The following is a 17,571-nucleotide window of genomic DNA, read 5'->3' as shown; positions in this document are numbered from 1 at the left end:
GCCAGCATGCCTCAGGTTCTGCGCAGCGGGGCGGCCGCGGTGACGGGCAGCTGCGGCGGCGCCGCCACCGGCCGCCGGACCGGCGCGGGCGGGCGCAGGTGCCGGCGCAGCCGCTGCGTCGGCTTTTCGACGTAGTTCCAGGACAGCTGCCCGACGGCGTACGCGGCCGGCACGGCCAGCAGGATCAGCAGCCACACCTGCCGCACGCCGGCGAGGATGAGCAGCTGCTGGATCGGGAACCCCCAGATGTAGGTGCCGTAGCTGCCGTAGACGTACGGCGCGGCCGCCTCCAGCTTCCGCGGCCAGTGCGTCGCGAGCGTGATCGCGCCGTAGGCCGCGCTCAGTGCCAGCGCGTACCGGCTCGCCGGGGTCTGGCTCAGCGCGAGGTACGCGCCGAACAGCACCAGCGCCACCCACGGCTTGAGCGGGATCCGGTCGCGGTAGGCGTGCAGCACCACCCCGATCACGAACGGCACCAGGAACGACACCGTCGACCCGATCGGCACCACCAGCAGCGACCCGCCCGCGCCGTGGTACTCGAACGTCGCCCGCAGCACGCTGTCGGTGTAGACCATGCCGCCCAGGACGAGGACCAGGAACCAGCGCGGCACGCCGATCAGCACGATCACCCCGGCCACCAGGACCAGCCCGTAGCCGAGCAGTTCCATCGGCAGCGTCCAGATCGCGCCGTTGACCGAGAACGGGTACGGGTTGGCCGCGAACACCCCCGGCAGGTCGTGCTGCATGTAGAACAGCACGGTCGTGCCGACCAGGTAGCGCCAGGTCTGGATGTGCGTCCAGTAGGCGTGCGCCGGCCACGTCGTCACCAGCGGGCCGATCACGAACACCGTCACCAGCAGCACCACGACCAGCGGCGGCATGATCCGCAGCAGCCGCCGCGCGGCGAACCGCCACCACGACGGGTCGCGCGCCCAGCTGTCCTGGATCTGGTAGCCGCTCATCGCGAAGAAGCCCATCAGCGCGATGTACCCCGGCGACATGTGCCAGGACGCCGGGAAGACCGTCAGCCGCTGCGGGTGCAGCAGGGGCATGCTGTGGTCGACGATCACCGTGATCGCGCCGATCATCCTCAGCCACGCGAAGCCGGTGTTGGGATTGGCGTGAATTTTTGACGAGGTCGGCACGGGACGGGATGCTAGCCCATCCGGTTGCGCCGCTTGCCCCGAACGGTCGAAAAGCTCAGCGTCCGCGGTTGCGCGGGTGGTCCCGCGCCCGGCGTTCGTTGCCGTGCTTGTAGTTGCCGGTCACGCGGGCCATCAGCAGCTGCTGGTCGTCGCCGCGCGCCACCGCGGCCAGGAACCGGGCGGCGGCGGCCCCGCGCAGCGTCCCGGCGGGCCGGCCGTGGTGGGTGATCGTCACCGTGCCGCGCTCGTCGCGGTAGGCGAAACCGTCCGGGGTCCCCATGCGTCCAGGGTGACACGGGCGGCAAGGGAGTTTTCCGGGACGACGTCGGGGGTTTCCCGGATGGTGCCCCGGCCGGGACCCGACAGAATGCGGGACATGACCGGAGGGGGCGCAGGGGTGCGGGCCAGACTGGGGAACAAGTACGTGCTGCTCGGGGCGCAGCTGATCGTGCTGGTGGCGGTGCTCGTTTCGTACAACGGCGGCCGGTGGCGGTTCCCGGCCTACCGCGTCGACCTGGACGTCTACCGGCTCGGCTCGGCGGCGCTGCTGCACGGCCAGGCGCTGTACGGGACGCTGCCGCCCACCGGCGACGGCCAGTCGCTGCTGTTCACCTACCCGCCGTTCGCGGCGATCGTGCTGGCCCCGCTGGCGCTGCTGCCGTACTGGGCCGCCTGCCTCGCGCTCACCCTGCTCACGCTCGGGCTGCTGGCCGTGGTCCTGGTGACGGTGCTGCGGGCGCTCGGGCTGCGGTCGGACTGGCGGCGGGTCGGGGTGCTGCTGCTGGCGGCCGAGGTCCTGGAACCGGTGCTGCGCACGCTCTACGCCGGTCAGATCGACCTGCTGCTGCTGGCGCTCGTCGTGCTGGACGTCCTGGTCGACACCCCGCGGTGGCCGCGCGGCCTGCTGATCGGCCTCGCCGCCGCGGTGAAGCTCACCCCGGCGGTGTTCCTGCTGTACTTCCTGCTGCGCCGGGACGGCCGGGCCGCGGTGACCGCCGTCGTGACGTTCCTGGCCGCGACGGCGCTGGGTTTCCTGCTCGCCGGCGCGGATTCGGTGCGGTACTGGACGGGCGCGCTGTGGGACACCGGCCGCGTCGGCGAGCCGACCTACGCCGGCGACCAGTCACTGCTGGGCCTGCTGGCCAGGGCCGGGGTGCCACCGGAGGCACGGACCGCGTGGTGGCTGCCGCTGGTGGCGGTGGTGCTCGTGCTGACCGCGTGGGGCGTGCGACGCGCGCTGGCCGCGGGGGAGACCACCGTGGCGCTCGGCCTCAACGCCGTCGGCGGGCTGCTGGTCTCGCCGATCTCCTGGACGCACCACTGGGTCTGGGCCGTAGTCGTCCTGCTCGGCTGGGCGGAGCTGGCCCGCCGGACGCGGCGGCGCGGGGTCGCGGTACTGGCCGGGGCCGGCGCGGTGCTGTTCGTGGCCGGGCCGCAGTGGTGGTGGCCGCGCGGGGGCGAGGTGGAACGGCACTGGAGCTTCCTCCAGCAGCTCACCGGCAACGGCTATGTCCTCCTCGGACTCGCGGTGCTGGTCGCGGCGCTGCTGGTGCGGTTCACGCCGCGCGACGACGTCGTCAGCGGGGCCGTGCCGGTCCGCGCCGGAGCCAGCCCGCGCCGAGGATGAGCATCGCGGTCCCGGCCGCCAGGTCGAGGCAGATCCCCGCGTTGTTCAGCGGCAGCGCCTCGGTGACCACGTCCGGCAGCGGGAGCAGCCCGGCGAGCCCGGCCACGGCGTAGCAGGCGCCTGCCACCAGCAGGAACCGCGCGGCCCAGCGCGGCGACCGGGTGCAGAACACCGCGGCGGCGCCGGTCAGCAGGTGCACCACCGTCCACACCCCGGACACGGCCAGCCCGCCGAACAGCATGCGCGGGCCGCCGCCGGCGGCCGCTCCCGTCATCAGCTCCAGCGCGGCGAGCACCAGGAACAGCAGGCCGATCAGCATGCCCATGCCCTGGACGGGGGCGGGGCCCCGCCGGGGCACCCGGGCCTCGGGTTCGGTGGCCGTCATGCTTCCGGGGTTCCCCGCGCGAACCCTTTTAATGCACCGCATCAGGGGTATCCGGGCCCGGAACGGACCGCCGAGCAGGAGTGAGACGATGACCGAATACCGCCACACCGCGACCGCCGACATCCCCGCCGACGAGCTGTTCGCGTTCCTGAGCCACCCCGAGAACCTGCCGCGCTACTTCCCGGAGATGAAGGTCGCCGAGCCGCAGGGCGGGGACACCGTCCACGTCGAGGCCGAGGTGCACGGCAACCGCGTCGCGAGCGAGGCGTGGCTGCACACCGATCCGGGCACCAGGTCGCTGAAGTGGGGCGCCGAAGGCCCCGACGACTACCACGGCGAACTGCGCATCCGCGAAGAGAGCCCGGCCACCTCGGAAATCACCGTCACGCTGCACAGCGTGCGCGAGGCCGACGGCGACGAGGTCCAGCAGGGCCTCGAGCGCACGATCGCCGCGATGACCCACGCCGCGTCCGCCGACGCCGACGTCGAAGCGGCCGAAGGCCAGGGCGGCTGGACCTCCTACGACGACAAGAGGGATTCGTCGAGTTGAGGCGCGAACGGCCCGTAGGCGTTGGCGCGGGCCCCGCGGGTGCGCACCCCCGGGACGGCGAACACGTACTTGAGCAGCTTCGGGGGTGCGGCGCCGCGGCCGCGGGCCCGGGCGGCGGCCGACCGGCGCTCGACCCGCACCTGGTCGGCCTGCACCCGCTCGATCGCCCGGATCCGGTCGGCCTGCACCCCGGCGAGGTCGGCCGGGGTGACGCCGCCGCGGCGGAAGGCGGGGACCAGCCGGTTCGCCGCGGCGACGGCGTCCTGGACCGCCATCAGGATCCCGTTGCCGCCGACCGGCGAGATGACGTGCGCGGCGTCGCCGAGCAGCAGCAGGCCCGGCCGGTGCCAGTGGTCCACGCGCGAGATGTCCACCGACAGCAGCGTCGTCTGCGAGAAGTCCGTGAGCAGGTGCGCGCGGTCGGCCAGCCACGGCACGCGCTCCCGCACGAACGCGCGGACCGGCTCGACCCCGCGCTCGCGCAACGCCGGGTACGAGCCCTTTTCGAGGCTGTAGCCCACCTGCCAGTCGCGGACGCCGCCGAGGACGCCGACGTAGGCGTCGCGCCCGAAGTACAGGTCGAGGTCGGCGTCGGGCGGGTCACCGGGCGAGCGCGGCAGCCGGAACCACAGCAGGTCGGTGGTGGCACCGAGGGAGCGCGCTTCGAGCCCGGCCAGGCGCCGGACGGTGGAGAACCGGCCGTCGGCCCCGACGACGACGGACGCGGTCAGCTCGCCGCCGCGGTGGCGGACGCCGGTCACCGTGCCGTTGCCGTCGTCGATCAGCCCGGTGACCTTGGCGCCGGTGCGCAGGGTGAAGTTCGGCAGGGTGCTCGCCCGCTCGGCCAGGAAGTCGAGGAACCGCACCTGGGGCATCAGGGCGATGTAGGCGAACGGCGTGCGGAGGCGGCCGTAGTCGGCGGCGCGGTAGACGCCGTCCGGGGTGTGGAACCGGAACGAGCGCGCCTTGAAGTGGTCGAGTTCCAGCAGGTCGCCGGCCAGGCCGAGCCGGTCGAGCAGCTCGAGGGTGTAGGGGTGCAGGGAGTCGCCGCGGAAGTCGCGGTCGAAGTCCGACCGGGCCTCGAGCACGGTGACCTCGATCCCGGCGCGGGCGAGCAGGTAGCCGAGCAGCAGCCCGCCGGGTCCGCCGCCCGCGATCGCGACGCTCACGAGTCCACTGTGGACAGGCGGAACACGGCCATGCCCGGCAGCTGTTCGAGGATTTGCGCCGGTGTGGCGTCCTGGGGGACCGGGAACGCCCGGATCGCCCACGGCACCGACATCGCGGCCAGGTAGGCGGCCACCACCGCGGCCGCCTCCTCGCCCCCGGCGGGATCGGCCCGGCGGTCCTCGCGGCGGCCGCCGGACAGCAGCGCGCACTCCGGCGTGGCCACCAGGTTCTCCACCCAGTCGCGGTCGCGGACGGGGGAGACGAGGTACTGCCCGCCCTCGTGCGCGACGACGGCCAGCGGCACGCGCCGCGGTGCGCCGGTGCGGCGGCCGCGGGTCTCGACGACCCGCAGCGCGTACCCGCCTTCGGGTGGTGCCCCGGCGGGCGCGTCGATCAGCTTCGCGGTCATTTCGGCGTTCATCGCTCGGACGTCCACGCGCTCCACGGTAGCAAAACTAGCTAGATTGTCTAGCTAACTTAGAATGCGCCGGTGGAAGACAGTCCCGTCGCCCTCCGGGTGAACCTCGCCCTGCGGGAGCTGCTCGCGCTCGCCCACGACGTCCAGATCGCCCTCGCCCGGCGCCTGGGCCTCGGCGCGACCGACGTGCAGGCGCTGCAGCACCTCGCGGCCGGCACGCCGATGGGCACGGTCGACCTCGCGCACGCGCTGAAGATCCGGTCCGCCTCGGCCACCGTCCTGGTCGACCGCCTGGAAGCCGCCGGCCACGTCCGCCGCGGCCCGCACCCCCGCGACGGGCGGCGGGTCACCCTCGTCGTCAGCGAAGCCGCCCGCACCGAGGTCCGGGCCGCGCTGGCCCCGCTCGTCGACGCCATCACCCGGTTGACGGACGGCCTGCCACCGGGGCAGGCGGAGGTGGTGGCGCGGTTCCTCGGCGACACCACGGAGATCCTCCGGGCCTACGCTGCGGAGCCACCGGAAGCGGGTTAGCGTTCCGCGCATGCGAGACGAGCCCGCGCTGTGGCTGTTCGCCGACCAGCTCGGACCGCACTTCCACAGCACGCCCGACCACCGCGACCGCGACGTGCTGCTGATCCGCTCGGCCGCGGCCTTCGCCGCGAAACCGTTCCACCGGCAGAAGCTGCACCTGGTCCAGGCGGCGCTGCACCGGCTGGCCGCCGACCTCGGCGACCGCGTCACGCTGATCGACGCCCCGGACTACCGCACCGGCCTGCGCCGGTTCGGGCGGCCGGTGGTGGTGCACGAGCCGACGTCGCACGCGGCCGACGCCTTCGTCCGGCGGCTGCGCGACGAAGGCGTCGTCACGGACATCCTGCCGACACCCGGCTTCGTACTGTCCAAAGCGGACTTCGCCACCTGGGCCGACGGCCGCGCCCGGTTCGTCATGGAGGACTTCTACCGCGACCAGCGCCGGAAGTTCGGCGTGCTGCTCGAAGCCGACGGCGAACCCGAAGGCGGGCACTGGAACTTCGACCACGACAACCGGCGGCCGCCGCCCAGGACCGTCCGACTCGACGTCCCGGCGCCGTGGCACCCGCGCGAGAACGAGATCGACGAGCGGGTCCGCGCCGAACTCGACGCGGCCGAGCGCGCCGGAAGGATTCACCCGGTCGGCGTGGACGGCCCGCGGCAGTTCGCCGTCGGGCACGACGAAGCGAAACGGGCGCTGCGCCGGTTCCTCGACCACCGCCTGCCCTCGTTCGGCCCGCACCAGGACGCGATGCTGACCCACGACTGGGCGATGGCGCACGCGCTGCTGTCGGTGCCGCTCAACCTGGGGCTGCTCGATCCCCGGGAGGTGGTCCGGCAGGCCGAAGCGCGGTACCGGGCCGGCGACGCGCCGCTGAGCAGCGTCGAAGGGTTCGTCCGGCAGGTGCTCGGCTGGCGGGAGTGGGTGTGGCACTGGTACTGGCACGCCGGACCCGATTACCTGCGCCGCAACGCCCTGCGGGCGCACCGGGAGCTGCCGGCGTGGTGGCGGACGCTGGACGCCGACGCGGTCGAGGCGGCGTGCCTGCGCACCGCGCTGGCCGGGGTCCGCGACCGCGGCTACGCCCACCACATCGAACGCCTCATGGTGCTCGGCAACCACGGGCTGCAGCGCGGCTACGACCCGGCCGCGCTGACCCGCTGGTTCGCCACCGCGTTCGTCGACGGGTTCCCCTGGGTGATGCCGGCCAACGTGATCGGCATGAGCCAGTACGCCGACGGCGGGGTCGTGGCGACCAAGCCGTACGCGGCCGGCGGCGCCTACATCAACCGGATGAGTGACCACTGCGCCGGCTGCGTGTTCGACCCCAAGAAGCGGACCGGACCGGATGCGTGCCCGTTCACCGCGGGCTACTGGGCGTTCCTGGACCGGAACGCCGGACGGCTGCAGGGCAACCACCGGATGCGGCAACCGCTGCGCGGCCTGGAACGGCTGGCGGACCGCGCCGAAGTCGTCGCCCGGGAAGCGGACCGCGAGCACTTCTGATCGTATAACGCCCTATACGGCGGCCGAGGATCGAGACCAACGCCGCGAGCGTGAACAAGCCACTGGCGACGGCCGCCGCGACCTGGACGCTCACCGTGCAGGCCGCCCGCGCCGCCGCGAGGAGCTCGGTGGCCTGCGTCAAGCCGTGCGACGCGGCGTCCGCCTGGGCGGGACCGGCCGACGCCAGCCGTTTCGCGGCGTCCGGCACACCCGGCGGCACCACCAGGTGTGCCGCGTAGACGGTGGCGGCCAGCGAGCCGAACGCCGTCGTGCCCAGGCCCGCGCCCAGCTCGTAGCCGGTTTTCTCGACGGCGGCCGCGCCACCCGCCCGGTCGGCGGGCGCGGCCGACAGCAGTGTGTCCGTGCTCGACGTGAGCGCGAGCGCCATGCCGAAGCCCGAACCCACCAGGGCGACGCCGAGCCACCACGGCGATGTCAGCGCTCCCGCCGCGGGCAGGGCGAGGGAGACCGCGGGGAGGGCGAACCCGGCCGTGCGGACGCGCGCGTTGCCGAACCGTTCCAGCAGGGCCGGGGCGGCGACGCTGCCCACCGCCGACGCCCCCAGCACGAGCAGCAGCCGAGCCGCCGCGGCCGTGGGGGAGAGACCGAGCACCACCTGCAGGTACTGGGCGAGCAGCAGGCCGAGCCCGACCAGGGTGCTCATCACCAGCAGCACCCCGCCGGCCGCGCCCGGCACGCCGGGCCGCCGGAACAGGGCCGGGTCCAGCAGGGGCGCGGCCGCCCGCCGCTGGCGGCGCACGAACAGCGCGAGCAGGACACCGCCCGCGGCCCCCGCCGCCAGGCCGCCCCCCGACGGCCCGGCGGCGAAGGCGATCCCGAGCACGCCGCCCGCGGCGAGCCCGGCGCCGAGCGCGTCCCACGGCCCGCGCCCGGGCGGGGTCCGCGGCAGCCACCGCAGCGCCGCCACCACCGCGGCGAGGATCACCGGCGGGTTGACCAGGAACGTCGCCCGCCAGCCCCACGCCTCGACGAGCAGCCCGCCGAGCACCGGCCCGAACACCGAACCGGTCCCGGCGATGCCGCTGCACACCGCGATCGCCGTGCGCCGCCGCTGCCGGTCGGGGAACACCTCGCGCAGCAGTGACATCGTCACCGGCATGATCAGCGCGCCGCCGACGCCGAGGGCCGCGCGGGCGGCGATCAGGGCCGTCACGCTCGGGGCGAGCGCGCAGGCGAGCGACGCCAGCCCGAACACCGCGTAGCCGGTGACCAGGACCCGGCGCCGCCCGAAGCGGTCGCCGAGCGTGCCCGACGGCAGGAGCAGCGGCGCCGCGGTGAGCGGGTAGACCGCCACGATCCACACCTGGGCGGCCGCGCCGGGCCGCAGCTGCCGGACGACGTCGGGCAGCGCGACGTGCAGCACGGTGGCGTCCACCGCGACCAGGAACAGCCCGGCGCCGAGCACGGCCAGCAGCCCTCCGGTGCGCGTCACGGCCACAGCAGCCCCGCCAGGTGCCGCGCGACGACGTCGACGTGCGGCGGGTCGACCACCGAGAGGTGGTGCGCGGGCACCGGCACGATCTCCAGCCGCGGGCACAGTTCCGCCCAGCCGGCCGCGAGGTCGGTGCGGGCGTAGCGCGGTTCCATCGCGAGCCCGGCCGCGTACGGTTCGGTCGCCCGGTAGAGCACCACCCGGCCGGCGTAGGGGCGCGGGGTCCCGCGTTCCGCGGCCAGGGTGTCCAAAAAGGACTGGTGCTGGTGGCGGAGCACGCCCGGGCTGAGCAGGCCGGCCTCGGCGACCCGGCGCATGGTGAGCTCGATCTGCGCTTCTTCGGGCAGCGGCGCGAGTTCCTCGTGGCCGAGCCGGACGGTCCGGCCGTAGGTGCCTTCGACGTAGCCGGTGAAGCGCAGGAACCGCCGGGCCGAGGAAGCGCGCGGGTCGAGGTCCGGTTCCGGCAGCGGCAGCATCGTGTCGATCAGCGCGACGAGCTCCACCGGTTCGCCTTCGTCGGCGAGCCGCGCGGCGACGCCGTAGGCGAGGGCGCCGCCGAACGACCAGCCGGCGAGCCGGTAGGGCCCGTGCGGCCGCCGGGCCCGGACCAGCGGCAGCAGCCGGTCGACGCGCTCTTCGATGCTCGCGCCCGGCACGCGTTCGAACCCGGCGCAGGGCACGCCGGCGGGCAGCCGGTCCAGCAGCGGCCGGTAGACGGTGCAGGTGCTGCCGCCGGGGTGGAACAGCAGCAGCGGCGCGGTTCCGGCGTCGCCCGCCTTCAGGGCGTGCACAGGCCCGCGTTCCTCGCGCGTGTCCAGGACGGCCCGTGCGACGTCGGCGATGGCGGCGAGGGAATCGTGCGCCAGCAGCTCGGCCGGGTCGACCGGGGTGTCGAGCTCGGCGGTGAGGCCGTCGGCGAGCTGCCGGGCCAGCTGCTCCGAGCCGGCCAGGCGGATGTGCGTCCCGGCCGCGTCGGTGCCGGTGTGCTCGCGCCAGAGCCGCAGGACGAGCCGGTCGGCGGCGTCCCAGGCGCGGCCGCGGGGCGCGAGGTCGCGGTTGAGGTCGGCGAGGGTGGCGCCGCGCAGGACGGCGGCGGTGTCGGGCTCGGTGCCCAGCTCCCGGCGGACGGCTTCGCGGATCCGGTTCGCCATCAGGGAATCCAGCCCCAGATCGACGAGCGGGGTGCCGGGGTCGAGGCGGCCGGGGGCGAGGCCCATGATCGCGGCGACGATCTCGGTGAGCCGGTCGGTCCCGGCGGCGGGGGTGGGCGTCGCGACGGGCCGCGTGGGTTCGGTGCCCGGTGCCGGTTCCGTGTACCAGTGCCGCTCGTGGCGCCACGGCATCGGCGGGACGTCGGCGAGCCGGGCGCCGTCGTCCGGGCCGGCGAGGGTGATCCGCGTGCCGGCGCAGTACAGCGTGGCCGCGGCCGCGCCGAACGCCCGGACCTCGTCCTGGCCGCGGCGCACGGTGCCGGTCACGACGGCGCCGTCGATCCCGGCGGCGTCGAGCGTCCTGGCGAGCGAGCCGCGCAGGATCGGGTGCGGGGACACCTCGGCGAACACGCGGTGCCCGTCCGCGGCCGCGGCGGCGACCGCCTGCCGGAACCGCACCGGGCGGCGCAGGTGGGCGGCCCAGTACCCGGCGTCGAAGTCCGGCAGCTCGCGCGGATCGGTCAGGACGGTGTCGTACCAGGGCACCAGCGGCCGTCTCCCGCCGAGCTCGGCGAGCGCGTCCCGCAGCGCACCGAGGACCGGCTCGACCCCGGCCGAATGCCCGGCCACGCCGACCGGCAGCCGCCGCGCACCCCGCCCGGCGGCGGTGAGTCCGGCGACGAGCTCGTCCAGCACGGACGCGTCCCCGGCGACGGTCAGCTGCCCCGGCGCGGAGTCGACGGCGAGCTCGACACCGGGGTGGCGGGCGAGGTCGCCGGGGCTCAGCTCGACGGCGGCCATCGCACCGCCGTCGCCGATGGTGCCGAGCAGCCGGGCCCGGGTGGCGACGAGGTGGACGGCCTCGTCGGCGGTCAGCGCCCCGCTGACGACGGCGGCGGCCGCGGACCCGAGCGAGTGCCCGAGCACGGCGGCGGGCCGGACGCCGAGCGCCTCCCACCGCGCGGCGAGCGCGACCTGCATCCCGAAGATCGCGAGCTGGGTCTCGGCGAGGTCGTGGGGGCCGCCGGTGAGCAGGGCGCGCAGGGAGCGGCCGGTGTGCTCGGTGAAGGGATCGCCGAGCTTGTCGACCTGCGCGGCGAACGCGGGTTCGGCGGCGAGCAGGTGGCGGCCCATGCCGGGCCATTGGGAGCCGTGCCCGGAGAACACGAAGACGGGTCCCTCGCCGGGGACGGCGGTACCGGTGAGGGCACCGGCGGGCAGCGGATCGTGGCCGGCGGCGACGGCTCGGAGGAGGGCGGCGAGTTCACCGTGGTCGGCGGCGACGAGGGCGGCGCGGTGGGGGTCGGCGTTGTCGCGCCGGTGGAGGGTGTGGGTGACGTCGGCGAAGGGACTGCGGCGCCCGGCGGGGGAGTCGAGCCAGGTGGACAGCTGGGCGGCCCGCTCGGTGAGCCGGTCGCGGGTACGGGCGGAGAGAACGGTGATCCGCACCCCGGCCCGGGGTGGTTCGCCGGTGCGGGCCGTGCGCTCGGCTTGCGCCGGTGGGGTTTCGCCGGTGGCCGGTTCCTCGAGGACCACGTGCGCGTTCGTCCCGCCGAACCCGAAAGCCGACACCCCGGCCACCGCGCGGCCGCTGTGCCGCGGCCACGGCGTTGCCTCCGTGACCACCTCGACGCCCAGCTCGCCGAACGCGATGTGCGGGTTCGGCGCCGCGAAGTGCAGCTGCGGGGGCAGGGCGCCGTGCTGCATCGCCAGGACCACCTTGATCAGCCCGGCGATGCCCGCCGCGGCCTCCGCGTGCGCGATGTTCGTCTTCACCGAGCCGATCAGCAGTGGTGTGTCCGCCGCGCGGCCCGCGCCGAGCACCGCGCCGAGCGCGCGGGCCTCGATCGGGTCGCCCAGCAGCGTGCCCGTGCCGTGCGCCTCCACGTAGTCCACAGTGGACGGATCGAACCCGCGGTACGCCTCCCGCAGCATCGCCTGCTGCGCCAGCGGGTTCGGGGCCGCCAGGCCGTTCGACCGGCCGTCGGAGTTGACCGCCGACGCGCGGATCACCGCCAGCACCCGGTCGCCGTCGTATTCGGCGTCCGCCAGGCGCTTCAGGACCACGACGCCGCAGCCCTCGGCGCGCGCGATGCCGTCGGCGGCCGCCGAGAACGTCTTGCAGCGGCCGTCGCCCGCGAGCAGCCCGGCCGCCGCGAAGGCGGCCGTCGGGCCCGGCAGCAGCATCAGGTTGACGCCGGCCGCCAGGGCCAGGTCCGCGTCGCCGTCGCGCAGCGCGCGCACCGCGTGGTGCACCGCCACCAGGGAGGACGAGCACGCGGTGTCCACCGCCATGCTCGGCCCGCGCAGGTCGTAGACGTACGACAGCCGGTTCGCCGCGATGCTGCCCGCCGCGCCCGTCGCCGTCCACAGGTCCGGCTCGCCGCCGGTCATCGTGAGGTGGCCGTAGTCGTGGGTGGCGATGCCGGTGAACACCCCCGTCCGGCTGCCGCGCAGCGACGCCGGGGCGATGCCGGCGTGCTCCAGCGCCGCCCAGGTGACCTCCAGGAGCATCCGCTGCTGCGGGTCCATCGTCGCTGCCTCGCGCGGGGTGATGCCGAAGTGCCCGGCGTCGAACCCGGCCACGTCGTCGAGGAACCCGCCGAGCACCGGCGCCGCACCGGCGTCCCACCGGCCCGGCGGCGCGGACCGGACGGCGTCGCGCCCGTCGCGGAGCAGCTCCCAGAACTCGCCGGGCCCGTCCGCGCCCGGGAACCGGCAGCCGAGGCCGACCACGGCGACCGGGTCGGTCCGGCGGCGGTCCGTGCTCCGCGGGGCGTCCGGCTCTTCGGTGCCGGTCAGGCTGCGGACGAGGTGGTCGATGGTCGGGCTCTCCCACAGCAGCGTCGCGGGCAGCCGCCGGCCGAGCCGTGCTTCGAGGTCGGCGGCGATCCCGACGGCTTGGCGGGAGGACAGGCCGTAGTCGCCGAGCGGGTGGTGCGGCTCGGCCCGGACGCCGGTGTGCTCGGCGACGGTGTCCAGCAGCCAGCGGCGCAGGGTGTCGGTCGTCGGGTCGCTCATCGCGCCAGTGCCTTTCCGTAGTCGCCGGCGAGGTAGCGGTCGCGGCAGGCGCCGCGCGCGATCTTGCCGCTGGAGGTGCGCGGGACCCGCCCGGGCGGGACGAGCAGCACGTCCCGCAGCGCGAGGCCGTGCGCGTCGGAGACCAGCCGGCGGATCGCGGCGGCGAGCGCGCGTTCCGCCGGTTCGGCCAGGTCGTCGTGGCCGCGGTGTTCGGCGACCACGACGACGGCCTCGGTGTCGGTGCCTTCGACGGCGAAGGCGGCGACGCTGCCGGGGCGGATGGCGCCGTCGGCCGACGCGGCGGTCGCCTCGACGTCCTGCGGGTAGTGGTTGCGCCCGTCGACGATGATCAGGTCCTTGATCCGGCCCGCGATGTAGAGCTCGCCGTCGTACCGGACACCCAGGTCGCCGGTCCGCAGCCACGGCTCTCCCGGCCGCCCGCCGGCCAGCCGGGCCCCGAAGGTTTCCGTGCTCTCCAGGGGTTTCTGCCAGTACCCCGCGCCGACGTTGGGCCCCTGCACCCAGATTTCGCCGACCGAGCCGTCCGGGAGCGCGACGGCGGTCTCGGGGTCGGCGAGCGTGACGAGCTGGCCGGCCGGGGCACCGCACGCGACCAGGCGGATGCCGTCGGCGGCGGGCCGCGCGGTGCCGGTGGCGAGGGCGTAGCGGTCGAACGTCGTCACGCGGGGGACCGCGGCCGGGCCGGTGGTGACGAAGACGGTCGCCTCGGCCAGGCCGTACGCCGGGCGGGTCATCTCCGGCCGGTACCCGGCCGCGGCGAAGGCGGTGTGGAACCGGTCGAGGACGTCCGGGTTGATCGGCTCGGCGCCGTTGACGATCGCGGCGACGCGGCCGAGCCGCAGCCGGGCGCGGTCGGGTTCGCGGATCCGGCTCGCGCAGTAGTGGAAGGCGAAGTTCGGCGCCGCGCTCCAGCTGCCGGCGTGGTCGCCGAGCAGTTCCAGCCAGCGGACCGGCCGCTCGACGAAGGCCAGCGGGTCCATCAGCACCGACCGCAGGCCCAGGGCCAGCGGCGTGATCAGGCCGAGGACCAGGCCCATGTCGTGGAACAGCGGCAGCCACGACACCGTGGTGGCCGCCGCCGGGTCGAGGCCGAGGCCCTGCACCACCTGGGCGACGTTCGCGAGCACGTTCGCGTGGGTCAGCACCACCCCGGCCGGGCTGCGCGTCGAGCCGGAGGTGTACTGCAGGTAGGCGACGTCGTCCGGGGCCGCCTGCGGCGCGGGCCACGACCGGGCCGGGCCGGGGCGGTCGGCCGCGACCACCGGGACGCCGCCGCCGAGGAACCGCTCGACCGCCGGTTGCGCGGCGGTGTTCGTGACGACGGCGGCGGGCTCGCAGTCGGCGAGGACCGCGGTGAGGCGTCCCGCGTGGCCGGGCAGGCCCGGGTCGAACAGCGGCACCGCGATGGCGCCCGCGGTGATCGCGGCCAGGAAGCCGACGACGTAGTCGGGGCCCTGTGGGCAAAGCACGGCGACGCGGTCGCCGGGTGACACCGGCAGCGCGGCCGCGGCGGCGTCGACGCGCTCGGCCAGCTGCCGCCAGCTGAGGGTGCGCCGCCGGCCGGCGGGGTCGGTGGCGAAGTCGGCGAAGGTCAGGGCGGGGGCGTCGGGGGTGGCGGCCGCCCAGTGGCGCAGGCACGCGGTCAGGGTGCCGGGGATGGGGTGGGACACGGGGTTTCTCCTTGCTAGCGGCCGAGCCGCGGGGCCGCGTGCTGCCACGCGGCGACGGCCAGGGTGTCGAGGTCGAGGCCGGTCGTCCCGGCGTCGCGGAGCAGGACCAGCACGTCGCCGGCGGCGACGGCGACCGTGCGCAGGCGCAGGCCGGGCAGCTCCGCCTGCTGGCCGGGCAGGGTCAGGACCTGCTGGTAGGACAGGGTTTGCGCACCGGGAACCGCGGGCGCGGGCGTGACGGTCGTGGTCGAAACCGTCGGCAGGTCCTGGTCGTCGACGGTGACCTGGCCGCAGCGGTGCGCCTGCGCGGTCCAGGCGGCGAGGTCGGGCGGGTGCGGGGTGCGGGCGACCAGCTCGGACAGCTGCCCACCGGGCACCGCCGTCTGGAAGCCCTGCCCGGTGCCGGAGCGCAGGAGCCGCCCGTGGACGACGTCGTCGCAGCCGTCCCCTCGGTCCACAGTGGACAGCGCGGTGGCGACGTCGAACACGTCACGGGCCGCGGGACGTCCGGGGATCGCCTCGGCGGGCAGCAGGGCGGCGGGCGGTACCGCGGGAGGTGGCGCGGGTGGTCCGGGCACCGGCGCGGCGCCGGTGGCCGGTTTGGCGGGCGAAATGGTCGTGACCGCGGCCGCGGCGATCAGCAGGACGGCGGCGCGACCCGGGGAGAAACGAATTCGGGCAGGCATGGAGAACCCTTCCGGGAGCATTCTCGGGGGAGGTGCGGTCCCGGCGCTGGAACCCTTCGCCGGGGACGCGTCAGCCCGGCGGCACGGGTCAGGCTACGCCAGGTAATCGGTTACCGGAACCACCTCAAGACGGCGTAAACATCTTCGTGTACACGCTGTGAACTGCGGAATCGCAGGTTACTGGCGAGTTCGGTCCGGCACTGTGGCACGGGCGTGCGAGATCGGCTACCCTCCGCGACCGGCGGCTCACCCGAGTGGGGGAGTTTGTTTTCCTTCCATTCACATTGTCCGCCCGCATCGTGGACAGGACAATTGCGCCGTCAAACGGTGTTCGGCTAGCTTGGCCGCACTTCTTCGGGATTTCGTGAACGGGAAAGGAAACACATGCGCCTGGTTGCGAGGTGGTGCGCGGTGCTGGCGGCCGTGGCGGGCACGCTGCCCGGGATCCCCGCCGCGGCCGCGACGGCCGTGCCGGACGCGCGGGCCGACGACGGGTCGCACGTCGTCGCCCAGACCACTGTGGACGGTGACGGGCGGGTGCTCGACCTGACCGTGCGGTCGACCGGCGTCGGGGCCTACGCGATGGTCCGGCTGATCCTGCCGCGGACCTGGGCGGCCGAACCGGACCGGAAGTGGGCGGCGGTCTACCTGCTCGCCGGTGAGACCCGGCTGCAGGACTACCGGGGCTGGAGTGCGAACACCGACGTCCGGCGGCTCGCCGACGACGCCGGTGTCCTGGTCGTCATGCCCGGCTCGGGACCGGCGGGGTTCTTCGGCGACTGGTGGAACTACGGCAAGGACATCGCGCTCAACCAGTGGGAGACGTTCACCGCCGTCGAACTGCCGCAGCTGATCGACCGCGGCTACCGCGGGGACGGCCGGCGCGCGGCCGCCGGCCTGTCCCTCGGCGGGTACGGCGCGATCGAGCTCGCCGCACGCCGGCCGGGCGTCTTCCGCTACGCCGCTTCCTTCAGCGGCAACCTCAACCCGACCGGCCCCACCGGCGAGCTGCTGACGGACGCGATCGTCACCTCGGCCCACCTCGACCCCGAGGCCCTGTGGGGTGACCGGCGGCGCGAGGCCGCGCGCTGGGCGGCCCACGACCCGCTGGTGAACGCGGACCGCCTGCGCGGCACCGAGCTGTACCTCTCGGCGGGCAACGGGCTGCCGGGCCCGCTCGACGCGAAGCTCCCGGTCGACGTGCTGCCGGGCGCGATGCTCCTGGAGTTCCTGTGTGGCGCCCAGACCACGGCGATGGCCGCGCGGCTGCGCGACCTCGGCGTCCCGGCGACGGTGGACCTCTACGGCCCGGGCACCCACCAGTGGGCGTACTGGCAGGAGCAGCTGCACAAGACGTGGCCGCGGATGCTGCAGGTGCTGTCGTGAAGCCGTCCTACGTGGTCACCGGAGCGGCGGGCGGGATCGGCCGCGCGTGCGTGGCGGAGCTGGTCCGGCGGGGCGCGCACGTGTGGGCGAGCGTGCGCACCGACGCGGACGCAGCGGAACTCGAGCGCGCGTACGGCGACGCGGTCACGGTGCTGCGGATGGACCTGCGCGACGCGGAGTCGATCGCGCGGTGCGGCGAGCGGGTCGCGGCGGCGGGACCGTTGCGGGGCTTGGTGAACAACGCGGGCCTGGCCCGGCCGGGGCCGCTCGAACACGTGCCGCTGACGGCGTTCCGGGAGCAGCTGGAGGTGAACGTGACCGGCCAGCTGGCCGTGACGCGGGCGATGCTCCCGGCCCTGCGGCGCGCGGAGGCGGCCCGGGTGGTGACGCTCGGCTCGATCGGCGGCCGCATCGCGGGCCCGATGGTCGGCCCGTACCACACGGCGAAGTTCGCCCTGGTCGGCTTGACCGACAGCCTGCGCGCGGAGCTGGCCCCGGAAGGCATCCACGTGGTCCTGGTCGAGCCGGGAGCGGTGACGACGGCGATCTGGCCCCGCGCCCGGGCGGCCGCGGAGGAGGTCCGCGCGGGGTTGTCCCCGGCGGCGCTGGAGCGGTACGGCGCCCAGCTCGCGGCGGCGGAGCGCAGCGCGGCGCGCTCGGAGCGGACGGGCGTGCCGCCGCGGCGGGCGGCGGAGGTGGTGGTCCGGGCGCTGGTGGCCCGCCGCCCGGCACCGAGGTACCTGGTGGGGGCGGACGCGCGGGTGGCCGCGGTCCTGGCGAACCTCCCGTTCCGGCTGCGGTACCGGCTGACGGCGGCGAAACGGTGACCGGCCGTCCCGCGGCGGTGACG

The 17,571-nt window shown here is 75.2% G+C and carries 14 protein-coding genes and 1 pseudogene; 6 read left to right on the top strand and 9 right to left on the bottom strand.

Annotated elements, in window-relative coordinates; translation table 11 throughout:
* Positions 1-11: 11 nt before the first annotated feature.
* Positions 12-1,145 (bottom strand): acyltransferase family protein, encoded by a 1,134-nt coding sequence (locus tag OO60_RS03935; protein WP_033260775.1) that lies wholly within the window; start codon positions 1,143-1,145, stop codon positions 12-14.
* A gap of 55 nt (positions 1,146-1,200) precedes the next feature.
* Positions 1,201-1,425, bottom strand: coding sequence for a hypothetical protein (locus tag OO60_RS03930; protein ID WP_003102200.1), 225 nt, complete (start codon positions 1,423-1,425; stop codon positions 1,201-1,203).
* 96 nt (positions 1,426-1,521) lie between these two features.
* On the opposite strand from OO60_RS03930, the gene OO60_RS03925 reads away from it, so the two are divergent.
* Positions 1,522-2,772 (top strand): glycosyltransferase 87 family protein, encoded by a 1,251-nt coding sequence (locus OO60_RS03925; RefSeq protein WP_244885481.1) that lies wholly within the window; start codon positions 1,522-1,524, stop codon positions 2,770-2,772.
* Here OO60_RS03925 and OO60_RS03920 read toward each other — a convergent pair.
* Positions 2,723-3,157, bottom strand: coding sequence for a DUF4383 domain-containing protein (locus OO60_RS03920; protein WP_081911116.1), 435 nt, complete (start codon positions 3,155-3,157; stop codon positions 2,723-2,725). The genes OO60_RS03925 and OO60_RS03920 overlap by 50 nt on opposite strands.
* An 88-nt stretch (positions 3,158-3,245) precedes the next feature.
* On the opposite strand from OO60_RS03920, the gene OO60_RS03915 reads away from it, so the two are divergent.
* Positions 3,246-3,707, top strand: a complete 462-nt coding sequence (locus OO60_RS03915; RefSeq protein ID WP_004558932.1) for an SRPBCC family protein — start codon at positions 3,246-3,248, stop codon at positions 3,705-3,707.
* Here OO60_RS03915 and OO60_RS03910 read toward each other — a convergent pair.
* Positions 3,677-4,876, bottom strand: a complete 1,200-nt coding sequence (locus tag OO60_RS03910; protein WP_033260773.1) for an FAD-dependent oxidoreductase — start codon at positions 4,874-4,876, stop codon at positions 3,677-3,679. The two genes, OO60_RS03915 and OO60_RS03910, sit on opposite strands and share 31 nt — an antisense overlap.
* A complete protein-coding gene (locus OO60_RS03905; RefSeq protein WP_033260772.1) occupies positions 4,873-5,313 on the bottom strand; it encodes a nitroreductase family deazaflavin-dependent oxidoreductase in 441 nt (146 codons plus the stop codon). The genes OO60_RS03910 and OO60_RS03905 overlap by 4 nt, the downstream gene beginning before the upstream one ends.
* A 54-nt stretch (positions 5,314-5,367) precedes the next feature.
* Here OO60_RS03905 and OO60_RS03900 point away from each other — a divergent pair, with 54 nt between their 5' ends.
* Together OO60_RS03900 and OO60_RS47650 are read left to right on the top strand one after the other, a co-directional pair.
* Entirely contained in the window at positions 5,368-5,826 is a 459-nt protein-coding gene (locus OO60_RS03900) for a MarR family winged helix-turn-helix transcriptional regulator (RefSeq protein WP_033260771.1), read from the top strand.
* Positions 5,827-5,836: 10 nt separating this feature from the next.
* Positions 5,837-6,430 (top strand): annotated as a pseudogene (locus tag OO60_RS47650) (cryptochrome/photolyase family protein); the annotation flags it as partial.
* 757 nt (positions 6,431-7,187) lie between these two features.
* On the opposite strand, the gene OO60_RS45340 reads toward OO60_RS47650, so the two are convergent.
* From OO60_RS45340 to OO60_RS03880, 4 genes are read right to left on the bottom strand one after another with little or no spacing between them, the layout of a single operon-like run.
* Complete coding sequence (locus OO60_RS45340; protein WP_081911114.1) at positions 7,188-8,792, bottom strand: MFS transporter; 1,605 nt, start codon at positions 8,790-8,792, stop codon at positions 7,188-7,190.
* A complete protein-coding gene (locus OO60_RS03890) occupies positions 8,783-12,958 on the bottom strand; it encodes a type I polyketide synthase (protein ID WP_033260770.1) in 4,176 nt (1,391 codons plus the stop codon). The genes OO60_RS45340 and OO60_RS03890 overlap by 10 nt, the downstream gene beginning before the upstream one ends.
* Positions 12,955-14,649 (bottom strand): fatty acyl-AMP ligase, encoded by a 1,695-nt coding sequence (locus OO60_RS03885; RefSeq protein WP_033260769.1) that lies wholly within the window; start codon positions 14,647-14,649, stop codon positions 12,955-12,957. Before OO60_RS03885 ends, OO60_RS03890 begins: the two co-directional genes overlap by 4 nt.
* A 14-nt stretch (positions 14,650-14,663) precedes the next feature.
* Positions 14,664-15,335, bottom strand: a complete 672-nt coding sequence (locus OO60_RS03880; RefSeq protein ID WP_033260768.1) for a hypothetical protein — start codon at positions 15,333-15,335, stop codon at positions 14,664-14,666.
* A gap of 384 nt (positions 15,336-15,719) precedes the next feature.
* Between OO60_RS03880 and OO60_RS03875 the strand changes: the two genes are divergently transcribed.
* Complete coding sequence (locus OO60_RS03875) at positions 15,720-16,721, top strand: alpha/beta hydrolase (protein WP_051767626.1); 1,002 nt, start codon at positions 15,720-15,722, stop codon at positions 16,719-16,721.
* Entirely contained in the window at positions 16,718-17,548 is an 831-nt protein-coding gene (locus OO60_RS03870; RefSeq protein ID WP_033260767.1) for an SDR family NAD(P)-dependent oxidoreductase, read from the top strand. Before OO60_RS03875 ends, OO60_RS03870 begins: the two co-directional genes overlap by 4 nt.
* Positions 17,549-17,571: the final 23 nt, after the last annotated feature.

This window comes from Amycolatopsis vancoresmycina, assembly GCF_000716785.1.
Classification (GTDB): Bacteria; Actinomycetota; Actinomycetes; order Mycobacteriales; family Pseudonocardiaceae; genus Amycolatopsis; species Amycolatopsis vancoresmycina.
This window is presented reverse-complemented; position numbering and strand designations above follow the sequence as displayed.

Excerpts from the sequence above, each read along its gene's own strand:
- OO60_RS03915 (WP_004558932.1), top strand. The coding sequence starts at position 3,246 with ATGACCGAATACCGCCACACCGCGACCGCCGACATCCCCGCCGACGAG.
- OO60_RS03925 (WP_244885481.1), top strand. The coding sequence starts at position 1,522 with ATGACCGGAGGGGGCGCAGGGGTGCGGGCCAGACTGGGGAACAAGTAC.
- OO60_RS03880 (WP_033260768.1), bottom strand. The coding sequence starts at position 15,335 with ATGCCTGCCCGAATTCGTTTCTCCCCGGGTCGCGCCGCCGTCCTGCTG.
- OO60_RS03890 (WP_033260770.1), bottom strand. The coding sequence starts at position 12,958 with ATGAGCGACCCGACGACCGACACCCTGCGCCGCTGGCTGCTGGACACC.
- OO60_RS03875 (WP_051767626.1), top strand. The coding sequence starts at position 15,720 with ATGCGCCTGGTTGCGAGGTGGTGCGCGGTGCTGGCGGCCGTGGCGGGC.
- OO60_RS03920 (WP_081911116.1), bottom strand. The coding sequence starts at position 3,157 with ATGACGGCCACCGAACCCGAGGCCCGGGTGCCCCGGCGGGGCCCCGCC.
- OO60_RS03930 (WP_003102200.1), bottom strand. The coding sequence starts at position 1,425 with ATGGGGACCCCGGACGGTTTCGCCTACCGCGACGAGCGCGGCACGGTG.